A 12,644-nucleotide genomic window follows, 5' to 3' on the forward strand; every position below is an offset into this window, starting at 1 on the left:
CCCGCGGCGACCCGTTCCGATCCCGGCGACGCCGCAGCCGCGACCCACCGGGAAATCCGGCCCCCGGGCCGGGCAACCCGCACCTGGAGGCCGGCGTCCTCCCCCCTGCCGGACACGAACACAACAGGGGCAGGGGAGCGGCGGACGATGCGGGACAGGGTGGCCGACGAGAGCGCGCCGGTGGGACGGAACGACGCAGGAGACGGGACCGGACCGGCCCGGCCCGCCCGCGAGCCGTCCCTCGGCGGCAACACCTGGCCGGTCCTGTTCCTGGCGCCCGCCCTGGCGCTGCTCCGCTTCTTCGGCGAGCAGTCCTGGGCGTACTGGAGCGCCGTCGCCCTCGCCGCTGTGGGGGTGCCGGCCGCCGCGGTCGGCGTCGCCGTCACCGTCCGGGCCCTGTCGCGCGGGCGGCAGCCGCTCGTGGCGCTGTGGGTCATCGGCCTGCTGGCCGGCGGGTCCTGGGTCCTGCTCCACCGGCTCGTCACGGTCTGACCGGCCCGCCCGAGGCCTCCGTGACGGGGCGAAAACGGCACGCCGTCGAGGGCGCCGCCCGCTAGCATCGGCACCCACCCGATCACCCGGTCCGACGGAGGCACCGATGACCCAGGCCCCGTCGCGGCCCCCCGCCCACCCGGCTCACCCCGAACTCCTCGACGCCGGGCACCCCTTCCGGCAGTGGAAGACCTGGCGGATGCCCGGCACCGGGCTCACGCTCACCGGGTACTCGCGGGCCAACGACAAAACGTTCTTCCACATACCGGAACTGCGCTGCGCGCTCGACGCCGGACTGGCCGAGGGCCGCCGGCCGGAGACCGTCTTCCTCACGCACACCCACCACGACCACGCCAAGGACCTCGACTACCTCGCCGCCCGGCCCGGCGGAGTCGACGTCCACCTGCCCACGGCCGCCGTGCCCTACGTGGAGGCCTTCCTCAAGGCCTCGGCCGAGCTGAACCACGGCCCCGGCTACGACCCGGGCCTGGCCGCCGGTTGCCGGCTCCACGGGGTGCGCGGCGGCGACGAGTTCACCTTCGGCCGCAACGGGCACCACGTCCGCGTGGTCGACTGCGTCCACAAGGTGCCGTGCGTGGGCTACGCGTTCTCCGAGCGGCGCAAGGCACTGCTGCCCGAATACGAGGAACTCCGCCGCTCGCTCGTCGCGCAGGGGAGGGGCGGGGAGTTCGGCCGCCTCGTCGCCCAGCGCCGCGCGGAGGGAGCCGAGACCGAACGCGAGGTCCGCAGACCGCTGTTCGCCTTCCTCGGCGACACCCACGTCAGCGTCTTCGAGGACAACCCCTGGCTCTTCGACTACCCGGTGATCGTCACCGAGTGCACGTACCTGGACGACGCCGAGGCGGAGCGGGCCGACCGCGTCGGGCACACCGTCTGGAACCGGCTGCGGCCCGTGGTCGAGTCCCACCCGGAGACCCTCTTCGTCCTCACCCACTTCAGCCTGCGCCACTCGGACCGGGACGTCCTCGACTTCTTCGGCGACGACCGGCCCGCCAACGTCCTGCTGTGGGCCCACCCCGAGAGCCGGCTGCCCGAACAGCACCAGCACGGCGGCCCCAGGTGAGCGGCGGGCACGGCCGGTGGCAGCCGTACCCGAAGATCCCCTCCCGCGTCCGCCTGGCCGAGTCGGCAGGGGTACGGGAGTGGGTCGCGCTGGAGAAGGTCCACGGCGCCAACTTCGCCGTCGTCTGCGACGGGACCGGCGTACGCCCCGCCAAGCGCCGCGAACTGCTCGGCGAGGGCGCCCTCGACGACTTCTTCGGCGTGGCCCGGATCTGGCCCGCCCTGGCCGTCGCCGCCGGCCGCTGCGCCGACGCCCTGCGCCGCGGGTACGGTGCGGACCCCGCCGCACCGGTCACGGTCTACGGCGAACTGGCGGGCGGCCGCTACCCGCACCCCGACGTACCGCCGGAGCCGGCGGCGGAGCCGGTGCAGACCGGCGTCTGGTACGCACCGGACCTGCTCTGGCTGCCCTTCGACGCCGCGGTCACGGGCGCCTCGGACGCCCCGGACGGTGTGCTCTGGGCCGGCGACCGCGACCTGCGGCACGCCGCCGCGGCGGCCGGCCTGCACTGCGCCCCGCTGCTCGGGCGGGGGCGGCTCGGCCGGCTCCAGGAGGAGAACCCGGAGTTCCCGACCCGGGTACCGGCGCTGCTGGGGCTGCCCGAGCTGTCGGGCAACCTTGCGGAGGGCCTCGTGATCAAGCCGGCCGAGGCGTGGTCACCCGCCCCCGGCACCTCCGCTCCCGCGGCCCGGCCCGTGGCCAAGCTCAAGCACCCCGCCTTCGCCGAAGACGCACGCTACGACGGTGCCCGCCCCTACCGCGCCCCGTCCGGCGGTGCGGCGGGCGTGCCGGGCTGGCTCCTCGGCGAGGTCACCGCGCTCCTCACCCCGAACCGCGCGGCGGCCGCCGTGAGCAAACTCGGCCCGCGCGTCCCCGCCGAGCAGCTGGCCGCCGAGATCGCGCAGGACGTGGTCGAGGAGATCACGGCGGCCCTCGGCGGCCTGGAGGACGGCCTGGCCCCGGCACTGCACGAGGCCGTCCGGGCCGGAGCCCTGGCACTCGCCCGCTTCGAACTGGCCGACCGCCGCACCCCCGCCCGCCGCAACCGCTGACCTGCCACCCGGCCGGGGCGCACTCACGGCGGCCGGTCCGGCTGCGCAGCACCGTGCGGGCCTGCGCGGCCGAGACGGACCCGGGAAGGGAGATCAGTGTTCGTCCAGGCGGACGGCCAGGGCGGCGATGTCGTCGTCCAGACGGCCCCGGCTGTAGCGGAGGAGGTCGCGGTGGAGGGCCGCGAGGAGTTCGCGCGGCGGCGTCGGGGGCTGCCTGCCCATCCAGGCCGCCAGCGGGAAGAACTCCCCGTCGCGGGCGCGGGCCTCGGCGATCCCGTCCGTGTAGAGCAGCAGTACGTCGCCGGGACAGAAGTCGAAGGAGTCGACGTTGTAGTGATCGCCTATCAGCTCCGCGAGGCTCAGCAGCGGGGAGGGGGTGGCGGACTGGAGGATGCGGACCCCGCCGGGACGCAGGAGCAGCGGCGGGGGATGGCCGCAGTTGAGGATGTCGATGCGCCCGCCCCCGTGCGGGATCTCGGCGAGCAGGGCGGTGGCGAAGCGCTCCATCGGCCCCTCGGGAGGAAAGGCGGAGTTGTAGCGCATGCTGCTGGCGTCCAGCCTGCGCGCGACGTCGACCATGCCGGCCTCGCCGAAAGCCGCTTCCCGGAAGGCGTTGACGATCGCCGCCGCGGCCCCCACCGCGGGCAGGCCCTTGCCCCGCACGTCGCCGATGAGCAGCCGTACCCCGTACGGCGTGTCGACCACCTCGTAGAAGTCCCCGCCGATCCGCGCCTCCGCCGCGGCGGCGAGGTACAGCGACTCGATCTCGACGTTCCCGATCCGGCGCGGCATCGGGCTCAGCACCACCTGCTGCGCCGCGTCCGCGACGAGCCGCACCTGGAACAGGGTGCGCTCGCGCTGGAGCCGTACGTGGCTGCCGTACGCCGCTGCCACGGTGACCGCGATGATCCCCGCGGCCGTCCACCACGTGCCCAGGTCCGGGAAGACCAGGCTGAGTCCGATCATCAGGAGGAGGCAGACCGTTCCGAGCAGCACGGTCGGCAGGACCGGCCACATGGAGGCGGCCAGGGCCGGCGCCGCGGGCAGGAGGCGGCTGAAGGCCATTTCCGGCGGCGTGGTGTACGCCAGGCTGGCGATGACGACGGTCAGGATCACCGGCGACAGCCGCACGAGCGTTCCCGGGCCGGGGTGCCGACGGTGCCGCGGCCGTCCGGACTCGATCACATGTCACAGAATATCCAGGTAATCGGGTCATAGCGCCCCGACGCCTGCGCACACCCCGCCCCTCGGGCCTCTGACCAGCGACGATCTCCGCCGAACCCCTCGTTGGTCAAACATGCGATCGAAATCCGGGTCGTCCTGACCCACCGGGCCGTGCACCGGACCGCCCGGCGGGTCCCTCCCCGAGGGGCGGGACCCGGCCGGCGGCACCCTGGTTCTCCGAGTCCGGCCGCCGTGCCGCAGCCGACGGGACTTGACGACCTCCGGCAGGGCCGTTCCTTCCGGGAACCACACTGCCTTTAACCTGCGTGTTCACAAGGGCTTTGAGGGGGAGCGCGGCCGGGTGCGGCTGTGTCGGGTTCCCCGTCACACCTGACTCTCACGTCTCTCCCGTCCTCTAGACCCACGAGGTGTTCATGTTTCCGCCGACGTCGCGTTCCGCTCCGCATCCGGTACCCACACCGGACGGCACCGCCGTCCCGGGCGCCGGGACGGGCCGCGGGAGACTCGACGGTTTCGCCGATCCCGCCACGCGGCTGCTCCTGTGCAGCGACGGCCTCACCACCCCCCTCCTGGAGGCCTGGGTCGGCGCCGGCGTCTCGGTGCGCGAGATGAGCACCCGCCTGGTCCGGGCGGACGAGGCTCCGACGGAGTCGGTGGAGCTGCTGGCGGCCGACCCCGGCGAAGTCCTGCTGGAACGCCGCTCCGTTCTGGCCTCGTCGGCCGGCGTGGACCTCTCCCGGAACGTGGTGCTGGCCCGGTGCGGGCTGACCGACGCCGTGGAACGCTGCCTCACCGACGGTTCGGCGACCATAGGCCGGCTGCTCCGCGAGGCCGGGACCGGCCACCGCCGCACCATAGTCGAGGCCGGACTGGGCAGCTGGGGCGGTGAACCCGCGGCCTTCAAGACGTACGTCCTGTGGCACGGCGACCAGCCCCTCGCCACCGTGACCGAGCTGTTCAACCCCGAGGTCGTGCCCGCCGCCCTCCGGTCCGTCCCGGCCCTGGCAGGCCGGTCGTGAGCGCCCCCCGCCGCCGCGTACGGGTGGCCGTCGTCGGCGCCGGCCCAGCCGGACTCGTCCTGGCCAACGTGCTGCACCGGGCCGGGATCTCGGTCGAGGTGCGCGAACGCCTCGGCCGGGCCGAGCTGGAGCAGCAGGCCCGCGCGGGCCTCATCGAGCACCGCGTCGTCGACTACCTGCGTGAACAGGGCCTCGCCGACCGTCTGCTGGCCGAGGGCGGCCGCCACGGATGGTGCGAGTTCACCGTCTCGGGCGAGCGGATCCACATCCCGTACGGCGAGCTGTCCGGCGGCGCCGGGCACTGGGTGTACCCGCAGCAGCTGCTGGTCCGCGACCTGATCGCCTCGTACGAGAAGGCGGGCGGCGCCCTGCGGTTCGAGTGCCCCGTCCTCGACGTGGACACCTCCGGCCCGGTCGCGCTCGTCCGGTGCGAGGACGACGTCCTGGAGGCCGAGCACGTCGTGGGCTGTGACGGGCCGCGCAGCACCGTCGCCCGCGCGTTCCCCGCCGAGCTGGACGGCGCGCTCGAACGCCGTTACCCCTACGACTGGTTGACCGTGCTCGCCGAGGTGGACCGGCCGGTCGAGGGCATCCGGTACGCCCTCCACGAGGCGGGCTTCGCGGGGATGATGCCGCGGACGTCCCGGCTGGCGCGCTTCTACCTCCAGGTGCCCGCCGACGCGGACCCGGCGCAGTGGCCCGAGTCGCGGATCCGCGAACAGCTGGCGCTCCGGCTGGGGCTGCAGGCCGAGGCGGGGGACCCGGAGTTGGGCGCGCTGACCGAGGTCGGCATGCTACGGCTGCGCGGCCGCGTCCGGCACCACGTACAGGCCGGCCCGCTGCTGCTGGCGGGCGACGCGGCCCATGTCCTGACCCCCTCGGGCGCCAAGGGACTCAACCTCGCGGTGGCCGACGTCGCCGACCTCGCCGACAGCCTGCTGCGGTACCACCTCGACGGCGACGCGCAGACGCTCGCGGGCTACCAGGCGCGTCGCCACGAGGCCGCCTGGACGACGCAGGAGTTCTCCGACCGGCTGCTGGACCTGATGCACCTCCCGCCGGGCGGTGCGGCGGAGTCCGCCTTCGGCCTGAGGCTGCGCCGGGAGCGGCTCACCCGCCTGGCCGCGCCCGGCCCGGAGGGCGAGACGTTCGCCCGCGCCTACGGCGGCGCGGGCCGCCTGCACACGGGGCCGGCACCCGCGGCAGCCCCGTAGGACGGCCGCCCGCAGTGCCGGAGCCCGGGGAGAACGGGGGCTCCGGCACGCGGGCCGCACCGGCCGGGACGCGCACCGTACGAGCGTGTGCGTCCGGCCGGACGCACACCGTACGTGCGCGCGCGTCAGGCCCGGCCACGCGCCACGCGAGCACGCGTCCGGCCCGGCCGCGCTCAGTCCGTGTCGACGACCTTCACGGAGACCGGCGTCCCCGCCTCCACGGTCCGGCTCACCGTGCAGAGCCTGTCGTGCGAGGTCTTCACGGCGCGCGGCAGGATCGCCCGGGCACGGTCGCCGCCCTCGCCCTCGGGGAAGGCGACCGCGAACGCGACCTCCAGGTCCGTCATGGCGTTGCCGCCGTCGTCCTGGACCTTGTGGCCGCTGGCGACGAGCGAGAACGTGCTGGGTTCCGCATGCCGGCCGGTCGCGGCGTCCACGTCCGCAGCGGAACATCCGGCGATCGCCGCGAGGAAGAGCTCCACCGGGGTGAAGCCGTCTCCGGAGCCGGTGCCGAAGGTGAGCTTTTCGCCGCGCGAGTTGGTCGCGGTGAACCGGCCGGGGCCGGTCCGCTCGACGGTCACGGAGCGGAGGGATTCGGAGTCGGTAGTCATGGACCTGACGTTAACCCGCCCCCCGCCTCCGCGCCCGCCCCTGCCGCCCCGCGTCACGGCCCGCGCGAGTCCCGCGCCGACCGGCCGCCCGGCAGGCGCAGTGCATGTGCGGACGGCCTGCCGGGCTGCCGGGCTCCGCGGTGCGGAGGCAGAGAGCCCGGTCGGGGCCATCGGGCACCCTCCACGTGCCACACCGGCGGCGGAGCCCGTCACCGGACCGGACACCGCGGCTTCCCAGAGGACCGGCGCGGTGGGAGCATGTGTCCACCGGCGGCACCCGCCAACGTGGGGGTGTGCCCGCCCGGAGTCACCGTCCTGGAGTCCCCGTGAACCTTCGGCTCCGGCCCACCCGTCCCCTCCACCTCCTCGTGGCCGCCGCCGCGGCGGCCGGGCTGCTGCTCACCGGCTGCGGCGGCACCCCGGAGACCCCGGCGCCGACCAGCGCGCCCCCCGCCACCCCGCGTACCCCCTCCGGACCCGGTACGGCAACCCCACCGCCGGCCAGCCCCTCCCACGCCCCCGCCACGGCGGCGCCCGGGGCCGCCGAACCGGCCCTGGGACCGGGGCTGCAACCGGTCTGGCCGTTCACCACGCTCGCGCAGGCGCAGGGCTGGCAGCGCTCCCACCGCGAGGGCGGCCACCAGCCCTGGCACCTGGACGCCGAACAGACCGCCCTCTCCTTCGTCCGGGGCTACCTGGGCTTCCGGGAGATCGACCGCGTCTCCTCACGCTCCGTCAGCGGCCGGCACGCCCGGATCGGCGTGGGCCTGGGAAACCCCGAGGAGGCGCGCCGCGGCACCGCCGCGGTCATCCACCTGGTGCGGTACGGCACCGGGGCGGACGCCCCCTGGGAGGTCGTCGGCACCGACGACACCACGTTCTCCCTGACCCTGCCCGCGTACGGCTCCCGGGCGTCCTCCCCGCTCAGGGCGGGCGGACGGATCACGGGAGTGGACGAGAGCATCAGGGTGGAGGTGCGCCAGCCGTCGTCGCCGCGTCCCCTCGGCACCGCCTGCTGCACCCCCGCCGGGGGCTCCGGCACCCCGTGGAACGCCACCGTCTCCTACACCCGCCCGACCGATCCGGTCCTGACCGTGGTGGCCTCGACCGGCGGCCACCTCGCGGAGGTCGAGCGCTTCACCATCACCGCCGTACGCACCCGCTGACCCGGGATCAGCCGGCCGCGGCGCCTCCCGCCAGTTCCTCGCGGAGCCGGTTCCTGTCGGGTTTGCCCGCCGGCGTGAGGGGGAGGCGGGGGACGGCGTGCAGGAACGCGGGGGCGTGCACCGCGCCCGTGCGCTCGGCGACGAACTGCCGCAGTTCCGCGGGATCGGCCCGAGGGCCCGGGGCGAGGACGACGGCGGCGTGCACGTGCTCCGCCTCGTCCGCGTCGCGGGCACCGAACACCGCGCACTGGGCCACGGAGGGGTGGGCCAGGAGTACCTCCTCCACCTCGGACGGGTACACGTGCCCGCCGGGCACGATGATCACGTCCGAGAGCCGGTCGACGAGGTACAGGTAGCCGTCGTCGTCGAGGTACCCGACGTCCCCGGTGCGCAGCCAGCCGTCGCGCAGGACCCGGGCGGTCAGCTCCGGCTGCTTCCAGTAGCCGCGCATGACGCCCGCCGAGCGCACCTGGATCTCGCCCTCCCGGCCGGGCGGCAGGTCCTGGCCGGCCGGGTCGCGGATGGCGATCTCGACGCCGGGCAGGGCCCGGCCCACGGTGATCCGGCCGCCCGCCCCGGTGTGCGTGTGCTCGTGCGGGGCGAGCGCGGTGATGCTCTGCGCCTCCGACTGCCCGTACCCGCCCGTCAGGACGGGACCGAAGACCTCCAGCGCCTCGCGCAGCCGGCGCGCCGAGGCGGTGCACCCGCCGTACAGGATCCGGCGCAGGCTGGACACGTCCGTCCCGGCCAGGGAGGGATGGTCGAGGAGCTGGTGGAGCAGCGGCGGCAGCAGCCAGGTGTGGGTGATCCGCTCGCGTTCGACGGCCGCGAGGACATCGCCCGCCTCGAAGCCGTTCCGCAGCACGACCGAACCGCCCCGGTACAGGTGGAGGTCGGCGTAGAAGCCGGCGAGGTGGGCCAGCGGCGTACAGGCCAGGAAGCGGGACGGGCCGTCCTCGGCGAGCGGCGAGTCCAGGGCCCTCCGGTACGGCCCGTGCAGGCTGAGGATCCCCTTGGGCAGGCCCGTGGTGCCGCCCGTGTGGCGGATGGCGAGGTCGTCGTCGGGACCGATCCGCACCTCCGGGATCCCGGCCGGCTGCCGGGCGGAGGCGGCCAGCACGTCCGGGCCCGCCGGCCCCGGGCCCAGCCCCAGCACGGCCGACACGTCGACCAGCGGCAGCAACCGCCGGGCGGCTTCCTGCCGCCCCGCGTCGACGAGCAGCATCCGGGTCTCCGCGCCGCGCACGACGGCGGCCATCGCCTGCGGGCCCATGCCGTCGTGAAGGCCGACGACCCGGGCACCGGTGAGGCTCGCGGCGTAGCGGGCACTGAGCCCCTCGGGCGTGTTGCCGGTCAGCAGGGTCACGGTCAGGCCCCGCCCGGCGCCGTGCGCGGCGAGCTCCCCGGCCAGCCGGCAGGTGGTCCCGTGGAACTCGCGCGCCGTGATGCGCCTTCCGTCGGCCGCCGTCAGCACGGTGCGCTCCGGCGTCGCCGACAGCCTCTCCAGTACGGCCGCGGCGTACGGCGTGAACCCGGGGGTCACCGCCCGCACCCCGCCGCCGCACCGGCCGGGACCGCCGGCCGGGTCACCGGTCGTCCGGACAAGCCCTGCGCCGCCTCCGGCGCGGTGTGCCGCGGCACGGATACCTCCACGCAACCCTCCCACGGGAACGAGCGAGCCTGCGGGCCCGGCCGGAAGCGTCCGCCGGGTCCTTGAGTCGCCTTCACCATGCCCAGCGCGACGGCGCCCCCAACCCGGGGGCGTGGACCGGCCGCCGCTCGCCGGCCGTGTCGAGCCGGCCCGTCGGGCGTGCGCCGCCGTTCCGGCCGTACGCGGGCGGCGGGCCCGCCGTACGTGCGCGGCGGTCCGGCCGTACGTCAGCGGTCGAGCGGCCCCACCGGACGCCACGGGGACAGGGCCGCGCCGGGACCGGGGGAGGCGGTGGCCCAGTACAGCCGCGCGTCGGGGCCGACGGCGGCCACGCCCACCGAGCGGTCCGCGCCCAGGGCGGCGGACGGCGAGCCGTCGAACAGCACCACCACCGGCGCCTGCCGCCAGGGCAGGCCCGCGCCCAGGGAGGCGCCGAGACCGCCGCCGGACGAACGCCCGGCCACCACGTCGCCGGCCGCGGTGACCGGCCCGTAGCCGCCCGCGCTGCCGGCCACGTCCGTGACCGGCGAGAGCGCCAGGATCCTCTCCACGACCGAGGCCACCGCGGTACGGACCGTCCCCGAGCCGGGTTTGCGGAACCACAGCCGCACCCCGGAGGCGTCGGGCACCGCCGTCAGCGGCAGGGTCGTCGCCGGCAGGCCGGTCGCCCCGGGCCCGGCGAGCCGCCCCGACTCCCCGTCCGAGACCCAGCCCAGCACCGTCGCAGGGGTGTTGACGAACACGTAGCTCCGGCCGTCCGCGCCCACCGCGGCGGCCGGGTTGCCCTGGAGGCCCTCGCCGCCCAGGTGCTCCCAGGGACCCCACGTCCCGTCCGGGGCCTCGGTGGCCGCGCGCAGCGTGTGGGCCCCGTCGCGCACGTACACCGTCGGCCGGCCCGAGGCGTCGAGCGTGACCGCGGGGGCGCTGATGTCGGAGGTCCACTTCGCGTCGTCCGGCTCCGGCGACCCCAGGGACCGCCAGTCCCCGAACGTCCCGCCGGGCGCGGTCTGCACGGCGGTCACCACCTCGCGCCGGTAGTCGGCCCCGGTGAGCCCGAGGACCGTACGCGTCCCGAACACCGCGATCCGCCCGTCGGGGAGCCGTACCGCCGTCGCGCCCTGGTCCATCCCGGCGCCGGGGAGGAACGACGGACCAGCCCAGCGGTCGCTCGCGTCCGCGGAGTCGGGGCGCTGCCAGACGGCCATGCGCCCGTCGAGGACGGCGAAGGCCGTGGCGGACCGGCCGGGCCCGGGGACCAGCCAGCCGGTTCCGTTGTCGCGCGCGTAACGGATGGTCTCCGCCCAGCGGCTGCCGCCCGGACGCGCGGCGACGTTCAGGTCCCCGCAGCCCGAGGGGCTGTGGCAGTAGTTGCGCCGGTCCATCCAGGCGTACGTCTTGAGGACGTCCAGCTTGCTCCGGTGCAGCTCGGGGGCGAGCGCGCCGGGCAGGGAGCCCGTGAGGTAGCCGAGGTAGTTCTGCACCGTGAAGTGGGTGCGCCGCCCGGCGGCCGCCGCGTAGCGGGCCAGCGCCGCCTGCAGGAAGCGCGCCCCGTACATGTGGTCCTGGTGGTCTGTGAGGCGCCCGGTGTCCGGGTGGCGGCCCGGGGTGGGGTCCTGGGAGCGGACGAGGGTGGGCCGGAACCGTTCCAGGAGGCCGACCAGCGTGCTGACGACCTGGTCCTTGGTGTACGAGAAGGTGCCGGTCACCGGGGTGCCGGCGGAGAGCTGCGTGCCGAGCGAGCCGGTCGTGCCGTCCCAGAGGCCGGTGAGGCTCTCCGGCTTCGGCAGGTACGGGTCGCCGGCCTCGCGTATCTGGAGCCACACCAGCTGGACCGTGGGCTTCGCGGTGAGGACGTCCAGCTCGGCCTGTCCGCCCCCCGCGGTGGGGATGACGGTACGGGTCCAGCGCGCGGCGCGGTCGCCGGTGGCCATACGGGCGTAGGCGGCGCGTATGCCGTTCTGGCGGGCCTCGGCGTACGCGGCCTTGTCGGCGGCGGGCCGGACCGCGACGGCCCCGCCGGTCTGCCGGGCGCCTCGGGCACCCGCCTGGCGGGGTATGCCGGCGGCGCGTCCGCCCTCCTGCGTGCGGGCGGCTCGGGCATCGGGCTGCGCGGAAGCCTGGGGCTGGGCGGGGACGGAAGCCTGGGGCTGGGCGGGGACGGAAGCCTCGCGCTGCGGGGGGACGGAAACCCCCGCCTCCCCGGAACCGGCGGCGTCCGCAGCGCCGGCGTCCCCGGAACCGGCGTGTCCGGAGCCGCCGTCCCCGGACCCGGCCGCTCCGGTCCCCGCGTCCCCGGCACCGGCCTCCGCGGCGTCGGCCGGCGGCCTGCCCGTCTCGCCCGCATGCCCGTTGATCCCGTCCGACTCGCCCGCGGTCAGGAACACGGTGGTCAGCGCGTGGCCGGCGTCGATCGAGCGCTCGATGTCCGGGTTCATGAAGTACAGGTCGTCGTCGGGGTGGGCGACGACCTGGAGCACGGTCCCGGTGCCGGGTATGCCGTCGGGGGAGTCCTGCGCGGCGCGGGCGTCGGCGCCCGCCGCGGTGTCCGCCGCCCCGAGACCACCGGTGGCCGAGGCGACCACCATCGCGGCCGCCCCCACGCAGGCGGCGGCAGTCAGCGCGGCGGTTCGCGTGATGCGCTTGCGCCGGTCGGCGGCGGCGCGCTCGCGCCCTGTGGTCATGACGGGTCTCTCCTTGCGGCCGACGGGACCTGTTCCGTCTCCTGGCACCGCAGAGGGCGCACCGGTATGGGCGTCACACCATATGTGATGTTCGGAACCGGTCATTCCGGCCGCAGGGCGGGCGGACCGGACCTCCCCGGTCAGCACTGGCCCCCGGCCCGGACCGTGTGACCGCTTTCACGCGCCGACCGCCCCGCGCGGGGGTTCCTGTGACGCGCGGGCGACGGCCGTCAGGGAGTCGCGTGCGGGCTGCCCGACGTACGGCGGCCGCCCGGTCGACGGCATCGCGGACGGTGTCGCGGAGGCGGCGGTCAGCGCATACAGGCAGTACGCGGCGAGGTCCGCGGCCGGCACGTCGCCGCCTCCGCGCGGACCCGCGCGGGCAGCGCACGAACGTCCGCGACCTGAGGGCCCGCCGCGCCACGGCGACGCGGGGTTCCCCTCCAGGCCACCGGCCGCCGTGGGCGCCGTCCGGCGACTCTGCTCGCG

11 protein-coding genes are annotated in these 12,644 nt (G+C 75.9%); 6 read left to right on the forward strand and 5 right to left on the reverse strand.

Annotation, left to right across the window (positions count from 1 at the left end; genetic code table 11):
* Positions 1 to 147 precede the first annotated feature (147 nt).
* The 3 genes from ACIF6F_RS08530 to ACIF6F_RS08540 all read left to right on the forward strand — a co-directional run bounded on the left by ACIF6F_RS08530 (position 148) and on the right by ACIF6F_RS08540 (position 2,628).
* Positions 148 to 492 carry a hypothetical protein gene (locus tag ACIF6F_RS08530; protein ID WP_399943109.1) on the forward strand — a complete coding sequence of 115 codons (345 nt, stop codon included), beginning with the start codon at positions 148 to 150 and terminating at the stop codon, positions 490 to 492.
* A gap of 106 nt (positions 493 to 598) precedes the next feature.
* Complete coding sequence (locus ACIF6F_RS08535) at positions 599 to 1,576, forward strand: MBL fold metallo-hydrolase (protein WP_399943112.1); 978 nt, start codon at positions 599 to 601, stop codon at positions 1,574 to 1,576.
* On the forward strand, positions 1,573 to 2,628 hold the full coding sequence (locus tag ACIF6F_RS08540; RefSeq protein ID WP_399943114.1) for an RNA ligase family protein: 1,056 nt from the start codon (positions 1,573 to 1,575) through the stop codon (positions 2,626 to 2,628). Before ACIF6F_RS08535 ends, ACIF6F_RS08540 begins: the two co-directional genes overlap by 4 nt.
* A 93-nt stretch (positions 2,629 to 2,721) precedes the next feature.
* Here ACIF6F_RS08540 and ACIF6F_RS08545 read toward each other — a convergent pair whose 3' ends face one another.
* A complete protein-coding gene (locus ACIF6F_RS08545) occupies positions 2,722 to 3,813 on the reverse strand; it encodes a PP2C family protein-serine/threonine phosphatase (protein WP_399943117.1) in 1,092 nt (363 codons plus the stop codon).
* Between the two features lie 413 nt (positions 3,814 to 4,226).
* Here ACIF6F_RS08545 and ACIF6F_RS08550 point away from each other — a divergent pair, with 413 nt between their 5' ends.
* Complete coding sequence (locus ACIF6F_RS08550; protein ID WP_399943120.1) at positions 4,227 to 4,832, forward strand: chorismate pyruvate-lyase family protein; 606 nt, start codon at positions 4,227 to 4,229, stop codon at positions 4,830 to 4,832.
* Entirely contained in the window at positions 4,829 to 6,046 is a 1,218-nt protein-coding gene (locus ACIF6F_RS08555; RefSeq protein WP_399943122.1) for an FAD-dependent monooxygenase, read from the forward strand. The genes ACIF6F_RS08550 and ACIF6F_RS08555 overlap by 4 nt, the downstream gene beginning before the upstream one ends.
* A 173-nt stretch (positions 6,047 to 6,219) precedes the next feature.
* On the opposite strand, the gene ACIF6F_RS08560 is transcribed toward ACIF6F_RS08555, so the two are convergent.
* Complete coding sequence (locus ACIF6F_RS08560; protein WP_399943125.1) at positions 6,220 to 6,657, reverse strand: OsmC family protein; 438 nt, start codon at positions 6,655 to 6,657, stop codon at positions 6,220 to 6,222.
* Between the two features lie 326 nt (positions 6,658 to 6,983).
* On the opposite strand from ACIF6F_RS08560, the gene ACIF6F_RS08565 reads away from it, so the two are divergent.
* Positions 6,984 to 7,823, forward strand: a complete 840-nt coding sequence (locus ACIF6F_RS08565; protein ID WP_399943127.1) for a hypothetical protein — start codon at positions 6,984 to 6,986, stop codon at positions 7,821 to 7,823.
* Between the two features lie 7 nt (positions 7,824 to 7,830).
* On the opposite strand, the gene ACIF6F_RS08570 is transcribed toward ACIF6F_RS08565, so the two are convergent.
* The 3 genes from ACIF6F_RS08570 to ACIF6F_RS08580 all read right to left on the reverse strand — a co-directional run bounded on the left by ACIF6F_RS08570 (position 7,831) and on the right by ACIF6F_RS08580 (position 12,509).
* Positions 7,831 to 9,366 carry an AMP-binding protein gene (locus ACIF6F_RS08570; protein WP_399943130.1) on the reverse strand — a complete coding sequence of 512 codons (1,536 nt, stop codon included), beginning with the start codon at positions 9,364 to 9,366 and terminating at the stop codon, positions 7,831 to 7,833.
* 335 nt (positions 9,367 to 9,701) lie between these two features.
* The gene (locus ACIF6F_RS08575) at positions 9,702 to 12,155 is read right to left on the reverse strand and encodes a PIG-L family deacetylase (RefSeq protein ID WP_399943132.1); all 2,454 of its coding nucleotides are present in this window, start codon (positions 12,153 to 12,155) and stop codon (positions 9,702 to 9,704) included.
* Between the two features lie 177 nt (positions 12,156 to 12,332).
* Positions 12,333 to 12,509 carry a hypothetical protein gene (locus ACIF6F_RS08580; protein ID WP_399943135.1) on the reverse strand — a complete coding sequence of 59 codons (177 nt, stop codon included), beginning with the start codon at positions 12,507 to 12,509 and terminating at the stop codon, positions 12,333 to 12,335.
* Positions 12,510 to 12,644 lie beyond the last annotated feature (135 nt).

Origin of the sequence: Streptomyces sp. NPDC086023 (assembly GCF_044540325.1) — a bacterium.
Classification (GTDB): Bacteria; Actinomycetota; Actinomycetes; order Streptomycetales; family Streptomycetaceae; genus Streptomyces.